The organism is Amycolatopsis sp. (assembly GCF_035276945.1).
Classification (GTDB): domain Bacteria; phylum Actinomycetota; class Actinomycetes; order Mycobacteriales; family Pseudonocardiaceae; genus Amycolatopsis_E.
In genome coordinates this window covers 1-13849 of the sequence record NZ_DATELF010000112.1, presented here as the reverse complement: position 1 = coordinate 13849, position 13849 = coordinate 1, and the positions used below count along the sequence as shown (strand labels likewise).

The following is a 13849-nucleotide window of genomic DNA, read 5'->3' as shown; positions in this document are numbered from 1 at the left end:
CGATGGTCGCCCGCATCGAGCCGGACACCGACGCATCCGCAAGTTGGATCCCCCGGCTATCCCTGGCGGTGCCGGGATTCCGGGTGGTCGTGCTCGCCCCGGTGCAGGTGCTGCTGCCGCTGCGGATCGAGCGGATCGACGCCGGCCACGAAGAGACGAATCTGGCCATCGTGAGCGCGGCCGCGGCGGTCGTGTCGATTCTCGCCGCACCGGTTTGCCGGGGCACTGTCAGACCGCATTACCGTCCGGTTCGGCCGGCGGCACCCGTGGATCCTCGGTGGCGCGGCCGTGTGCGCGGCGCCGCTGGTCGTGCTGGGGGCGCAGGGCAGCATCATCGGGGTCGCGGCGTGCTGGATGGCGGCGCAGGCCGCGCAGAACGCGATGTTCGCCGGGCTGACCGCGACGATCCCGGACCAGGTTCCGGTGCGCCGGCGCGGCGTGGTGTCCGGGTGGGTGGGGCCGGCCGGGCCGCTCGGGCTGGTGCTCGGGGCGCTGTTGGTGACCCGGGCCGGAGCCGGGTACGTCGCTCTCGCCGTCCTGTTGGTGGCCCTGACAACACCGTTAGTCCTGACCACAAAGGACGCTCGCACGGACCGGGCGCCCCGGTCCCTTCGCCTTCTGGATCAGCCCGCGCAGGTATCCCGATTTCGCGTGGCCGCGGTTTCCCGCCTGGCGAACGCGATGGCGACGCTGTACCTGTTGTACTTCCTGCGCGATTCGGTGCGGATCGCGGACCCGGTTGGCGGCGTATTGGACGTGCCGGTTCCGGTGGTGGTTCGCCGTGTCCTCTCGGGCACTTGCCCACACGCCCCCGCTTGGAGCAAGCATCCCCGCCCAGCGCGGTAGCCGGACGGTCGATCGTGGGGTGTTCCCAGATGAATGTGCTCGGCAGGGAACGGTTGAGTGCTTCTTCGAGTGCACCGGCGAGTTCGACGGCGTCACGGGAGGACAGACCGTACTCGTCCAGCGGGCGGCCGGGTCGGTTTCCGGTTCGGGCACGGCGGTGGCCTCGGCGACTCGCTCGATCAGCCAGCGCCGTAGTTCGTCGATGTTCATCGATTCGAGTCCCAGTGCTCGCTCCGCGTCGCGGCTCGGGCGATCTTGCCGCTGGAGGTGCGCAGCACACTGCCCGAGGGGACCAGCTTGACGCCACGCAGCTTCACGTCGTGCACCGCCGAGACAGCGCGCTGGATGGCACGGGTGACCTCGGTCTGGTCGGTGTCGGGCTGGATCAGTTCCGCGACCACCGCCGCGCCCTCGACCCCGTCGGCGTCACGTACGGAGAAGGCGGCCACGTGGTGGCGGCGGACGGCCGGGTGGGCGCCGCTCACGGTCGCCTCGATGTCCTGCGGGTAGTGGTTCCTGCCGTCGACGATGATCAGGTCCTTGAGCCGCCCGGTGACGTAGAGCAGCCCGTCGTGGAACATGCCCAGGTCGCCCGTGCGCAGCCACCTCCCTGGCTCTCCGGGGATACTCCCGCCGAAGGTCTCCTCGGTGCGCTCCGGCCGGCGCCAGTACCCGTCCGCGACGTTCGGGCCCCGCACCCAGATCTCACCGACCTCGTCGTCCGCACGCGGCACGCCCGTGTTCGGATCGACTATCCGGACCTGCTGGGCGGAGGGCTTCCCCGCCGCCACGAGGTCCACCGTGTCAGGCCCCGGCTCGGTCGCGACACCCCGGTCCGCGGCCAGCGCGGCCCGGTCGAAACTGGTCACGGTCGGGCCCTCGTCCCGGGTGGCGGTCACCATCACGGTCGCTTCGGCGAGCCCGTAGCAGGGCCGGTGCGCCTGCGGTCGCAGCCCGTACGGGCCGAGCTCCTCGTCGAATCGCGAGATGGTGGCGGGATGGACAGGCTCGCTGCCGTTGAGCAGCGCGCGTACCCCCGAAAGGTCGAGCCCGGATCGGTCTTTTGTCTTCCGTACGGCGTATTCGAACGCGAAATTGGGTGCGGCGGAGAACGTGTTCGGATAATTGGCCAACTGCCGCAGCCAGCGGGCCGGTCGCATGATGAAGTCGAACGGGGTCATGAATACCGAACGCACCCCGAACATCAGTGGTAGCGCGATCAGGTGACCGAGTCCCATGTCGTGGAAGAACGGTATCCACCCGACGCAGGTCCAGTCCGGCCCGGTGCCGAACGCCGAGGCGGCCTGCCAGGCGTTGGCCGCGATGGCCCGGTGGGTGATCATCGCGCCGGACGGGTCACCCGTCGAACCCGAGGTGTACTGAAGGTAGGCCGTCTCGTCCAGGTCGAGTTCCGGCGCGGTGGCCTCGCCGGCCGGCGCGGTCAGTTCGTCGACCGCGAAAATCTGCTTCGGCATCGGCACCGGGTGGCCCTCCGTCAGCGCGCGCACCTCGCCGAGCGCGCCCGACGAGGTCAGCCACACCTGCGGCGCGCAGTCCGCCAGCACGTTGACCAGGCGTTCGCCGTGCTGGCCGACCTGCGGCGCGAACAGCGGTACCGCGACCGTCCCGGCGTGCAGCGCGCCGAGGAAACCGATCACATAGGTCAGGTCCTGCGGGGCCATGATCGCCACCCGCTCGCCGCGATCCGTGACGCGGGTCAGCCCGGCGGCGACGGATCTCACCCGTTCGGCCAACTCCGCCCAGGTGATCGTACGCTCGACGCCGTCACGGTCGGCCGAATAGTCGAGGAACGTGAACGCGGGCTCGCTCGACTCCGCCCTGGCGAACAGATAGGACGTCAGCGGCCGCAGATCAGCCAGCAACATGGATATTTCACCCGTATGTAATCCGGTTTAGCTCGTCAGCTGTTCCGCTGACAGAAGTTCCGCTGTCCGGAGTGGCTTTACGCCGGCCGGCCGGACCCGGCCGTACAAGGTCGACCCAAACTATGTGCCCCGACGGTGGAAGTTTACAGCGTTCCCACTGAATTTTGTCCGTTCGCACGGCATTCTCGCCTCCGTGAAACCGTCGACAGTTGGACGCCCGTGGCTGACCCCGCTCGCCTCGGTGCTCGGCGGGGCCATGGTGGGCCTCGACGGCACCGCCACCACGATCGCGGCACCGTACATCGCCCACCCGGTGGGCGTTTCGCTCGGGGACCTCGAGCTGATCGCCAACGCCTATCTGGTGCCCTCGCCGCGTGCCTGCTCCCCGCGGGACGGCTCGCCGACCGGATCGGCCGCCGCCGCACCTTCCTGCTCGGCGCGGCCCTGTTCGGGCTGTCCTCCTTCGCCCTCGCCGGCAACGTGCTGGTGCTGTTCCGTGCCCTGCAAGGGATCGCGGGCGCGCTGCGGCAACCGTCGGCGCTCGCCTTGCTGCGCAGCGCCTTCCCGGCGGACCGGCTCGGCCTGCCGCTCGGCGTGTGGGGCGGGGTGAGCGCGCTTGCGATCGGGCTCGGACCGGTGATCGGCGGGGTCATCGTCGAGGGCCGCCGACCCGTGTCGTCGTGCTCGGCGCGCCGGCGGGCGGAATGCTGGCGCAACGGTTCGGACCGCGCTGGCCCTGTTTGCGGGGGACTGGTGCCGGTGGCGGCCGGACTGGCCGGGCTGAACTACGCGGTCGAAGATCCGTGCGCGGACTGGCGATGCCTGACCGCGCACGGTTTCATCGGCCAGAACGCGGCCCGGGCCCAGCAGCACCAGCGCGGCGGGCAGGAAGGTGAGCGAGGCCAGCAACGCGCCCACGATGCCGATCGACGTGATCGGGCCGAGACTGCGGTTCGAGGTGAGTTCGGACAGCAGCAGGCACAGCATGCCGAGGATCACCGTGCCACCGGACGCGCCGGTCGGCTCCACCGACCTGCACAGCGTTAGGCGCATCGCATCGAAGGCGGTTTCGTCGCGTGTGAGTTCTTCGCGATAGCGGGTGACGAGGAGCAGTGCGTAGTCCGTCGCCGCGCCGAAGACGAGGATCAGCAGGATGCCCTGGGTCTCCCCGTTGAGCGTGAGCACGCCCCGGCGGGTCAGCCAGTAGATCAGCATGGCCGAGGACCCCGGCGCGAGGCCGCCGAGATCAGCACGACCACCGGCAGCGAGGGGCTGCGGTAAACCAGTACCAGGATCACCTCGACCACGGCGGCGGTGACCAGCAGCAGCCTTCCGTCGATCCCGCGGAAAACGTCCGCGAAATCTGCGCCGTAGCCGCCCGGCCCCGTGGTCGGCGCGCGCAAACCGTCCGGGAGCCCGATGCCGAGCATTTCCCGAATTCGATTCACGTCTTCCCCGGCCTGATGCGGATCTTTGCCGGAAACCGGCAAAATCAGCGCTTTTCCGTCCGCGGAAGGAAACGGCGACGTCGGTTGACCGTCCAGACCTGGCGCGTTTGCGAGTTCGGCGGCTTCGGCGGTAATCGCCGCGGAATCGGCCGGGGTCAGCCCCGACGCGCGCTCGAAGACCACCACCGTGGGCAGCAACCTGTTCTGCGCGAAGTTTTCCTGAAGTCGCTACTCCTTCGTGGACTCCGCGCCCGCGGGCAGGAACGAACTCGGATCGTTGCTGCTGACCTCGCTGAGCTTTCCCGCGAAGGGAATGGCGAGGAAGCCGATCGCGAGCCAGGCGAGCACCACCAGGACGGGGAACGGCCGTCTCATACCGACGTGCAATGCCCCGTCAGGTCGAGAGGTTCCTTCAGTACTGTCGGGAACACATCCAGGAGCAAAGTGACCAGTGATTTGTGCAAAAGAGTGTGCACCTGATCGCGATCCAGGGCACCGCGCAGGAGCCACTCCCGGCCGGCTCCCTTGATCATCCCGTTGTAGGCGCGAAGCAGCGCGTTCAGCTTGGACCGCTCGGCGGCGTCCGGCGGTACGCCGACCGCGTCGAGCACCCGGTCGGCCGACTTACGTTCGGATTCGAAGAGAATCTGCTCGACCTCCGGGTCCCGGCCGAAGCCCTCCGAGGTCGCGGTCAGCCACATCTTTCCCTGGTTGACCACCATGTCCAGGAACCAGGACACCGCGGTCGACGCCCGCTCCTCGATCGGGCCGCCGCCGTCCGGGAAAAGGTTGGGGCGCACGTTGGGCATGGTGGTGGCACGCCGGATGACCGCCAGGTACAGCTCCCGTTTGGTGCCGAAGTAGTGGTTGATCAGACCTCGCGCCACTCCCGCCTCGGCCGCGATATCCGATGTGGACACTTCGGCGTACGGCCGTTCGGCGAACAGGCGCGCCGCGCAGGTGAAAATCTGCTCCCTGCGCTCGTCGGGTTCCAGTCTTCGCCACCGTGGCTCGGATGGGGTCATGGCCGCCATCGTGGCATGACCCCACGCGTTACGTTGCCCTTTCCCGGCAGGTTGGCGAAATGTCAGTCGTTCGGACGCACGGCGTTGCCCGCATGTCTCTGGTGTGTGGCGCCGGCCCGCCCGCGCACTTCGTCCGCCGCCTTGTTGTTTCCCCTGATCAGGCGCCTTGGTTTTCGTCCGGAAGGTAGAAGAAGCGCAAGTGCAGGCGCCGGGCATTCGGCGGAGCGTCTTCCCTCGAATGGCCGTATTTGTTCAGCAAGCTGATGTAATCCTCGAATAACGCCTCGAGGTCGTCGACGGTGTAGTACGCGCTGCTTCGCGACAAATTCAGCCATTTGCCGTGCTTGTTGTACTCGTCGACCATCCTCTGCGAGAGGCGCAGTTCATCCGGAATGCGCAGTTGTGTCCACGCGTCGTAGGCGGCCTTGTCCTCTTCCGGCAGGCTGTCGTACTCCGGCGCCCGCCGGTCGGTCGGCACCGTGCGGTACCAGCGTTCGCGGCCGGTGGAGTGTTCTGGAATGTATTCGATGATCCCCGCGTCGGCGAGCACGCGAAGGTGGTAGCTCGTCGTCCCGGTGTTCTCGCCGAGCGCCTTGGCGATGGTGGTCGAGTTCGCCTCCCCGTGGCTGTCAAGGGCTCGCAGCATCTTCTGTCGCAGTGGGTGTGCCAGCGCCTTCAGTGTCGGCGCGGTCGCCGCGGGCATGGTGCCGTGGGTGTTCGTGCTGGGGCGGACCCTGCCCGCGACCACCGAGGTGCGGCACTGGTCCACCGCGTGGATCGGGCTCGACCTGATGATGGCGCTCGGCTGTGCGGTCACCGCCCGGTTTCACCACCAAGGCGACTCACGCGCCCGGCTTTCCGCTTCGGCGGTCGCCGCACTGGCCGTGATGGACGCGTGGTTCGACGTGCTGACCGCCCAGCCCGGCGCCGAACTCGCCCAGGCGCTGGCGTGCACCGTGCCCGAGTGGCCCTCGCGGGCCTTTGTGCCTGGCTGGCCCTGCGCCCGTGAGTCAGCGGCGACGGCGGCGGGCGGTGGACTCGCGCAGCACGACCTCGGCGGGCAGCCTGCGAACGCGGCTGCGGGTACCGCCCCCGTTGTTCAGGGCGAGTTCCATGGCCTGCTCTCCGAGGCGCTCCAGGGGGAGTGCGACGGTGGTCAGCGGCGGGGACAGGTCCCGCACCACGGGAATGTCGTCGAAACCGGCGAGCGACACGTCCTCGGGCACCGAGCGCCCGGCCTCCCGCAGCGCGGTGAGTGCGCCGATCGCCATCACGTCCGCCACGGCGAACACGCAGGTCGCCTTGTGCTTGGCGGCCAGTAGGTCGCCGGCCGCCGCATAGCCGCCGTCGCGGGTGAACGAAGCCTCGAAGATGTCCTGGTCCGACAACCGGACACCCGCGGCTGCCAAGCCCTCGGTGAACCCTTCCAGCCGGTCGAGCACGGTGGTCAGGGACCGCGGCCCGGACAGCACCGCGTACTTCCGGTGCCCCAGCCGCAGCATCTCCTCGGCCAGTGCCTTCGCCCCCGCGCGGTTGTCCGGCTGCACCGTGTCGACCCGGAGGTTGCGGTGCCTGCTGACCACCGCGACGTGCCCACCACCCCGGCGATACGGCTCCAGCTCCGCGGTCAGCGCCCTGGCCCAGGTGCGGTCCTCGAAACCGGAGCCGACCAGGAGGATCGCCGAGGCTCGCTGCGCCCGCAGCATCGAGACGTAGGCGATCTCCTTCTCCGGTTCACGGAAGGTGTTGGCGAGCATCACGAGCAGGCCGTTCTGGTCGGCGACCCGCATCACGCCGCGCGCGACGGCGGCGAAGTACGGGTCGCTCACGTCATGGCACACCACGCCGACCGTGCGGTGCGAGGCGCCGGCCAGTGCCTGCGCGTGCGCGTTCGGCGTGTAGGCCAGATCGGCCGCCGCGGACAGGACGCGCTCGCGGAGGTCCTGGCGGACGTTGGTGGTGCCGTTGAGCACCCGGGAAGCTGTGGCGAGTGAGACGCTGGCCACCTGGGCCACGTCCTCCAGGGTCACGTGGGGCCTGCCGTTCATGGGGACCTCCTGGCCGGTGATTCACGAAAATTCTAGGTCGATCCGCCCGTTTCGCCTGGTCATGTCCACTCCATCGGGGGGAATACGCGGCGTGCCGGATGCGTGTAGTCAGTGGAGGAACGACGCGGTCAGGAAGGAACAACAGATGCTGTTCGGCGATGAGCACGTGCGCCGGTACGAGGAAACCAACGGTGAGGTCGGTCACGACTGGGAGCAGGGCGCCCCGGTCCTGATCCTCACCACCAAGGGCCGCAAGACCGGCGAGGATCGCAAGTTCCCGCTCATCTACCAGGAGCACGACGGCGGCTATCTGGTCGTCGCGTCCAAGGGCGGCGCGCCCGACCACCCCGGCTGGTACAAGAACCTGCTGGCCAACCCCGAGGTGAAGGTGCAGGTCAAGGGCGACAAGTTCGCCGCGACCGCCCGGGCGGCCGACGACGAGGAGCGGGCGGCGCTGTGGCCGAAGATGACCAAGGTGTGGCCCGCCTACGACGAGTACCAGACAAAGACCGACCGGCAGATCCCGGTAGTGATCCTCGAACGGGCCTGACGCTCGGGGTCCGGCGTTCGGCATAGGCTGCATAACATGAGCGCACATTTCGACGTTGTGGTGCTGGGCGCCGGGCCCGGCGGGTATGTCGCGGCGATCCGGGCGTCGCAGCTGGGGCTCCGGACGGCGGTGATCGAGGAGCGCTACTGGGGTGGCGTGTGCCTGAACGTCGGGTGCATCCCGTCGAAGGCGCTGCTGCGCAACGCCGAGTTGGCGCACCTGGTCACCAAGGAGGCCAAGACCTTCGGCATCTCGTCCGACGGCGAGATCCGGTTCGACTACGGCGCGGCGTTCGACCGCAGCCGGTCGGTCGCCGACGGCCGGGTCAAGGGCGTGCACTTCCTGATGAAGAAGAACAAGATCACGGAGTTCACCGGCCGCGGCACCTTCACCGACCCGCACACCATCCAGGTGACCGGTGAGAACGGCACCGAGACGGTGACGTTCGACCACTGCGTCATCGCCGCCGGCGCGACCACCAAGCTGCTGCCCGGCACGTCGCTGTCCGAACGGGTGGTGACCTACGAGGAGCAGATCCTGTCGCGCGAACTGCCCGGCAGCGTCGTCATCGCCGGTGCGGGTGCGATCGGCGTCGAGTTCGCCTACGTACTGCACAACTACGGCGTGCGGGTGACCATCGTGGAGTTCCTCGACCGGATGGTGCCGCTGGAGGACGCCGAGGTGTCCAAGGAGCTGGCACGCCGGTACGCCAAGCTCGGCATCGAGGTGCTCACCTCCACCAAGGTGGAGGCCATCGACGACAGTGGCGACAAGGTCACGGTCACCGTCGTCTCGGACGGCACCAAGCGGACCCTGGAGGCAGACAAGGTGCTGCAGGCCATCGGCTTCCAGCCGAGGGTCGACGGCTACGGCCTGGAGAACACCGGGGTCGAGCTGACCGAGCGCAGGGCCATCGCCGTCGACGGCCGGTGCCGGACCACCGTGCCGCACATCTTCGCGATCGGCGACGTCACGGCGAAGCTGATGCTCGCGCACGCCGCCGAGGCGATGGGCATCGTCGCCGCCGAGACCATCGCGGGCGCCGAGACCATGGAGCTCGACTACACGATGATCCCGCGGGCGACCTACTGCCAGCCGCAGGTCGCCAGCTTCGGCTGGACCGAGGCGCAGGCGCGGGAGCGGGGCTTCGACGTGCAGGTGGCCAAGTTCCCCTTCACCGCCAACGGAAAGGCGCACGGGCTGGCCGACCCAGGTGGCTTCGTGAAGATCATTTCCGACGCCAGGTACGGCGAGTTGCTCGGCGCGCACCTGATCGGCCCGGACGTCACCGAACTGCTGCCCGAGCTGACCCTGGCCCAGCAGTGGGATCTGACCGTGCGCGAGGTGGCCCGCAACGTGCACGCGCACCCGACCCTCGGCGAGGCGGTCAAGGAGGCCGTTCACGGCCTGGCCGGCCACATGATCAACTTCTGAGGAGGCCGGATGACCGGGGTGGCCGTGGTGACCGGCGCCGGTTCGGGCCTGGGCAGGTACATAGCCCGGGCCCTGCTCGATGCCGGTTACCGGGTCGCGCTCGCCGGACGGCGGGCCGAGCCGCTGCGTGAGTCGGCGGAGGGACACCCGGACGCGCTGCCGGTGCTCACGGACGTGGCCGACCCAGCCCAGGTCGAGGCCCTGTTCGACGCCGTGCGCGCCCGATGGGGCCGGCTCGACCTGCTGGTCAACAACGCCGGGACGTTCGGGCCGTCCGGCGATGTGAGCGAGATTTCGGTGACGGACTGGCAGCGCACCGTGGACGTCAACCTGACCGGGTCGTTCCTGTGTGCCCGCCAGGCCTTCCTGATGATGAAGGAGCAGCGGCCGCGGGGCGGGCGAATCATCAACAACGGCTCGATCTCGGCCCACAGCCCCCGCCCCGGCAGCGTGGCCTACACCGCGACCAAGCACGCCATCACCGGCCTGACCAAGTCGATCTCCCTCGACGGCCGGCCGTACGACATCGCCTGCGGCCAGATCGACATCGGCAACGCGGCCACCGACATGACCGCGGCCATCAGCCGCAGCGCCCGTCAGGCCGACGGACGTGAGCTGCCCGAACCCATTTTCGACCCGGCCCACGTCGCGAGCGCCGTGCGGTACATGGCTGGCCTCCCGCTGGACGCGAACGTGCAGTTCATCACCATCACCGCGACGAAGATGCCCTTTGTCGGCCGGGGCTGAAACGATTGGCTGACGTTCAACGATACGAGGGTTGGCGATGACTAAACTGCAGGCGTGCTCGTGGCCGGCAGCGGTCGTCGGCGCTGGCCCTGGTAGCTCAGCTGGATAGAGCAAGAGCCTTCTAATCTCTAGGTCGCAGGTTCGAGTCCTGCCCAGGGCGCTAGCTGGGAAAACACTGTGAACGTAGCAGGCACAGCGTTCCTACAGCAAGAGATTTAGGTTACGATCCGGCGCATGACGACCCCGGATCTGACCGACCTTCGTGCACTCCTCGACGACTGGAAACGATCGCTACTCGCCTCCGGCAAGTCCGAGGGAACCGCGAACCTCTACCTGCGCCACGCTGGTTACCTCCTCGACTGGCTCACCGAGTCCGGCCTACCCACCCGGGCCGACGAGATCACCAAGGACCACTTGGAGACCTACTTCGTGGGCCTGCTGTCCCGCAAGACCCGCCGCAACGGCAGGGAAGGCGAGACCGTCAAACCCACCTACGCGGCCACCCAGTACCGGTCCCTGCAACAACTGTGGAAGTGGCTGGAGACCGAAGAGGAAATCACCACCAACCCCTTCGCCAAGATGTCACCGCCCAACGCACCGGAACAGCCCGTGCCCGTGCTGCCCGAGTCCGCCATCAAGGCGCTCCTGGGGACATGTGCCGGCCGCGAGTTCGAGCAACTACGCGACACCGCCATGATCCGGCTGTTCCTCGACTCGGGCGTCCGCGTGTCCGGCATGGCCGGCATGCAGCTCGACGACTTCGACTTCGACACCGACACTGTCCGCATCGTCCTCAAGGGCGGCCGTCATCACGTGCTTCCGTTCGGGCCCAAGACTTCCGACGCGCTACGCCGCTACCGGCGGGTCAGGGCGAAGGAGCCGAAGTCGGAGCAGTTCGCGGCGTTCTGGCTGTCGACGCGTGGTCGTGGCCCCTTGAAGCCGGGTGGGATCCGCCAGATGCTCGAACGCCGTGCCGCTACGGCCGAAGTCGACGGCAGGGTTCACCCGCACCTGTTCCGGCACTTCTTCGCCCACACGTGGATGGCCAACGGCGGCCAGGAGACGGACCTGATGCGGCTGGCGGGGTGGAAGTCGAGGGCGATGGTGGGCCGCTATGCCGCATCCGCGGCCGACGAACGGGCGCGGGACGCCCACCGCAAGATGCGGCTCGGCGACCGGCTCTGAATCGTACAGTGTTGGTACTTGCCAGTGGTTAATGCCGACTTTCTGGCAAGAATGTACCTATATTCGAACGCAATTCCGTGCACCCTGCGCACCCTCTTGAAACTTCTTGCAACCTCTTGCGATTCTCTTGAAATCTCTTCGCAGGTCACGCATATCGAACACGCGGCACGCCGATGATCGAGTCCGTTTGTGCCCTGTGCTAGCGTTCGTCCCGACAACGCAAAAAGGCCCGACCCCCTCAGTTTCCTAGGCCGTAGGGGTCGGGCCCCACCCCTTTCGCAGGAGCGTGCACCATCGTGTCATACCCTCTCACGCCCGACCAACGAAGCATGCGGTCGCGTGTCGCCGCCCACGCCATGCACGCGGCCGGCAAGACCAACACCGCGCCCGCCAGGGACCGGTTCCTCCAGCGGTTCCTCGACCAGGTCGACCCGGACCGCACCCTGCCCGAGGCTGAGCGAAACCGGCGTGCCGAACACGCCAGGAAGGCGTACTTCTCCGCGTTGGCGTTGAAGTCCTCGGTCGCCCGCCAGCGCGCCAAGGCGCTCGTGGCCGAGGCCGACGCCGCTGAGGCCAAACTCGGCGAGCTGGACGCCGCGGAGACAGCCTGACATGGCGCGCGAGAAAGCCCCCTGGCACATGCCGGGGGGCCTCGAAGTGGACGCGGCCAAGCTATCCGACGACATTCTGGCCCGGCGCCGCGCTGCTGCCCGGCGGCTGCCACCCCTCGCCTGCGGATACGTGGACCCGTGGCGTAGCGAACCGCTGGAGCCGGCACCGCGCAATCTTCAGGCGTCCCGCCGCACCTGGTGGCACCTGAAGGACCTCGGCTTGCTGAGCGAGGACTCCGAACGCGTCCTGGCCGAGTCGGCACGTGGGGCTGCCGCGTGACCGCGGTTCCCACTGGCTTCTACGGCCACGACAACCCGGAGACCGAGCAGTGGGTCGACCAGGACGGAACCGTCCACTATGCCGGTTCCAGCTCGGGAACCGCTCGGGAACCGGAACCGGTTCCGGCGCGTCCGGGAACCGGTTCCCGGAACCATTCGGGAACCGGGATACCAGCGGAAACGCTGAACGGTGAAGACGTTTCCCCGGAACCGGTTCCCGGTTCCCCACCCTATATACGGGAACCGGGAACCGCTCCGCGCTACGCGGACGTGGCCGCGCTGCTCGACGGCAACCGGCCCGAACCACCGGCGCCCGTGCTCCTGCGCCGCGAAGACGACATAGCGCTCTTCTACGCCGGACAGGTCAACCTCGTGTTCGGCGACCCGGAGGGCGGTAAGACCCTGCTCACGTGCGCCGCTGCCGTCGAGGCACTGGAGGCCGGCCGCCGCGTGCTGGTGATCGACCTCGACCACAACGGTGTTGAAGCCATCGTCTTCCGGTTACTCGACATGGGCGCACCCGAAGAAGCGCTCCGCGACCCGAACCAGTTCCGTTACGTCGAGCCCGAGGACCGCGCCCACCTGGCCGAGGTGGTCGCGGACACCAAGCAGTGGCGGCCCGCGGTCGCCGTCGTCGACTCGATCGGGGAGTTGCTGCCCCTGCTCGGGTTGTCCAGTAACTCGCCGGACGAGTTCACCCGCGCCCACGCGAACGTCCTGAAGCCCCTGGCGATGGCCGGCGCCGCCGTGCTCGCGATCGATCACCTGCCGAAGAACACGGAGACACGGGCCAGCGGCCCGACTGGGACCGTGGCCAAACGGCGCGCCATCGGTGGTGTCGCTGTCCGGGTCACGATCAATGAACCGTTCGCGCCAGGCCGGACGGGTTCGGCGTTCCTGACCGTGAACAAGGACAGACACGGCGGACTGCGGCAGCACTGCCACAGCGATGGCCGCGAACCGGCGGCCGGCCTGTTCATTGTGGACAGTCGCGGCGACGGGATGGAATGGCGAATCCGGCCGCCCCAGCTCGGCGACACGGGCAAGGCCCAAGGTGTGTCCGATGACGATGTGGCCGAGCTCGATGCGCTCGACCCGCCGCCCGGGTCCGTTCAGGACGTACAGACACGCATGAAGTGGCGTCGCCAGCGTGCCGCGGACGCGTTGCGTGCCTGGCGCAACGGGCGACCCAACGGAGCGTGCGCCGAATGCGGACGTGCAGCTCCCCTCAACCTCAACACCAGAACGTGCGCGACCTGCGAAAGCGAGACGAAAACGGCATGACCCCCCCAACGGACTTGCCCGGCGTCACGCCCAGAAACTGCGGAACCTCCGCAACTCCAGGAAGGACAGTGATCATGACCGACCCGATGATCCGGGCGCAGCAGGTGCGCGAGTTCATCGTCGAACAACGCAAGCTCCTGCCGCCGGTGAACAACCAGGGCAGGCCCACCGGCCAACCCACACAGGCTGAACTCGACATGCTCCGGGATGACGAGAAGTGGCAGAAATTCGGGCCCGGCTGGCAGGAGAAGAAGCGCCACGCCGAAGCGCAGGCCGCCGGCCTCAACCCCGCACCGACCGTGCCCGAGCTCGACGGCACGCTCACCCCCGCCGAACGCCAGACCGCCGCCGACCAGCTGAACGCGGCAGTCACCGCGGCCACCACACCGGCACCACCCGCACCCACCACGACGCAACCACGCGCACCACGCCCGGACAAGAGCCAAGGCGGGGGCGGTGGTGGGGGTGCCAGCTACGAGACCCAGATCGCGGACGCACAGAAACGC

At 68.4% G+C, this 13849-nt stretch carries 14 protein-coding genes, 1 tRNA gene and 4 pseudogenes; 11 read left to right on the top strand and 8 right to left on the bottom strand.

The window, feature by feature from the left end; all coding sequences use genetic code 11:
- Nucleotides 1–225: 225 nt before the first annotated feature.
- On the top strand, nucleotides 226–846 hold the full coding sequence (locus VJT49_RS20180; protein WP_324166430.1) for an MFS transporter: 621 nt from the start codon (nucleotides 226–228) through the stop codon (nucleotides 844–846).
- A 19-nt stretch (nucleotides 847–865) separates the two neighbouring features.
- Here the strand turns inward: VJT49_RS20180 and VJT49_RS35340 are convergent.
- Together VJT49_RS35340 and VJT49_RS20175 are read right to left on the bottom strand one after the other, a co-directional pair.
- Nucleotides 866–1126 (bottom strand): annotated as a pseudogene (locus tag VJT49_RS35340) (acyl carrier protein); the annotation flags it as partial.
- A complete protein-coding gene (locus tag VJT49_RS20175) occupies nucleotides 1053–2732 on the bottom strand; it encodes a fatty acyl-AMP ligase (RefSeq protein ID WP_324166416.1) in 1680 nt (559 codons plus the stop codon). The pseudogene VJT49_RS35340 and the gene VJT49_RS20175, both read right to left, overlap by 74 nt.
- Before the next feature lie 135 nt (nucleotides 2733–2867).
- Between VJT49_RS20175 and VJT49_RS20170 the strand changes: the two are divergent.
- A pseudogene (locus VJT49_RS20170) lies at nucleotides 2868–3329 on the top strand (MFS transporter); the annotation flags it as partial.
- Nucleotides 3330–3632: 303 nt separating this feature from the next.
- Here the strand turns inward: VJT49_RS20170 and VJT49_RS20165 are convergent.
- The 6 genes and pseudogenes from VJT49_RS20165 to VJT49_RS20140 all read right to left on the bottom strand — a co-directional run.
- Nucleotides 3633–3947: pseudogene (locus tag VJT49_RS20165) on the bottom strand (MMPL family transporter); the annotation flags it as partial.
- A pseudogene (locus VJT49_RS20160) lies at nucleotides 3941–4393 on the bottom strand (MMPL family transporter); the annotation flags it as partial. The pseudogenes VJT49_RS20165 and VJT49_RS20160, both read right to left, overlap by 7 nt.
- A 15-nt stretch (nucleotides 4394–4408) precedes the next feature.
- Nucleotides 4409–4555, bottom strand: coding sequence for a hypothetical protein (locus tag VJT49_RS20155; protein WP_324166414.1), 147 nt, complete (start codon nucleotides 4553–4555; stop codon nucleotides 4409–4411).
- Nucleotides 4552–5205: a TetR/AcrR family transcriptional regulator gene (locus VJT49_RS20150; RefSeq protein ID WP_324166413.1), complete on the bottom strand. Its 654-nt coding sequence runs from the start codon at nucleotides 5203–5205 to the stop codon at nucleotides 4552–4554. The genes VJT49_RS20155 and VJT49_RS20150 overlap by 4 nt, the downstream gene beginning before the upstream one ends.
- A 157-nt stretch (nucleotides 5206–5362) precedes the next feature.
- Nucleotides 5363–5908: a metalloregulator ArsR/SmtB family transcription factor gene (locus VJT49_RS20145; RefSeq protein ID WP_324166412.1), complete on the bottom strand. Its 546-nt coding sequence runs from the start codon at nucleotides 5906–5908 to the stop codon at nucleotides 5363–5365.
- A 307-nt stretch (nucleotides 5909–6215) separates the two neighbouring features.
- A complete protein-coding gene (locus VJT49_RS20140; protein ID WP_324166411.1) occupies nucleotides 6216–7253 on the bottom strand; it encodes a LacI family DNA-binding transcriptional regulator in 1038 nt (345 codons plus the stop codon).
- A gap of 145 nt (nucleotides 7254–7398) precedes the next feature.
- On the opposite strand from VJT49_RS20140, the gene VJT49_RS20135 reads away from it, so the two are divergent.
- The 9 genes from VJT49_RS20135 to VJT49_RS20095 all read left to right on the top strand — a co-directional run.
- Entirely contained in the window at nucleotides 7399–7803 is a 405-nt protein-coding gene (locus VJT49_RS20135; RefSeq protein ID WP_324166410.1) for a nitroreductase family deazaflavin-dependent oxidoreductase, read from the top strand.
- A gap of 36 nt (nucleotides 7804–7839) precedes the next feature.
- The gene (lpdA, locus tag VJT49_RS20130) at nucleotides 7840–9237 is read left to right on the top strand and encodes a dihydrolipoyl dehydrogenase (RefSeq protein WP_324166409.1); all 1398 of its coding nucleotides are present in this window, start codon (nucleotides 7840–7842) and stop codon (nucleotides 9235–9237) included.
- Between the two features lie 9 nt (nucleotides 9238–9246).
- On the top strand, nucleotides 9247–9984 hold the full coding sequence (locus tag VJT49_RS20125; protein ID WP_324166408.1) for an SDR family oxidoreductase: 738 nt from the start codon (nucleotides 9247–9249) through the stop codon (nucleotides 9982–9984).
- A gap of 86 nt (nucleotides 9985–10070) precedes the next feature.
- Nucleotides 10071–10144: transfer RNA gene (locus VJT49_RS20120), tRNA-Arg, on the top strand.
- Between the two features lie 74 nt (nucleotides 10145–10218).
- Complete coding sequence (locus VJT49_RS20115; protein WP_324166407.1) at nucleotides 10219–11169, top strand: tyrosine-type recombinase/integrase; 951 nt, start codon at nucleotides 10219–10221, stop codon at nucleotides 11167–11169.
- Nucleotides 11170–11498: 329 nt separating this feature from the next.
- Nucleotides 11499–11780, top strand: a complete 282-nt coding sequence (locus tag VJT49_RS20110; protein WP_324166406.1) for a hypothetical protein — start codon at nucleotides 11499–11501, stop codon at nucleotides 11778–11780.
- Nucleotide 11781: 1 nt separating this feature from the next.
- Entirely contained in the window at nucleotides 11782–12060 is a 279-nt protein-coding gene (locus tag VJT49_RS20105; RefSeq protein WP_324166405.1) for a hypothetical protein, read from the top strand.
- Nucleotides 12057–13343, top strand: a complete 1287-nt coding sequence (locus VJT49_RS20100) for an AAA family ATPase (protein WP_324166404.1) — start codon at nucleotides 12057–12059, stop codon at nucleotides 13341–13343. Before VJT49_RS20105 ends, VJT49_RS20100 begins: the two co-directional genes overlap by 4 nt.
- Before the next feature lie 74 nt (nucleotides 13344–13417).
- A partial coding sequence (locus tag VJT49_RS20095) for a hypothetical protein (protein WP_324166403.1) occupies nucleotides 13418–13849 on the top strand: 432 nt, incomplete at its 3' end.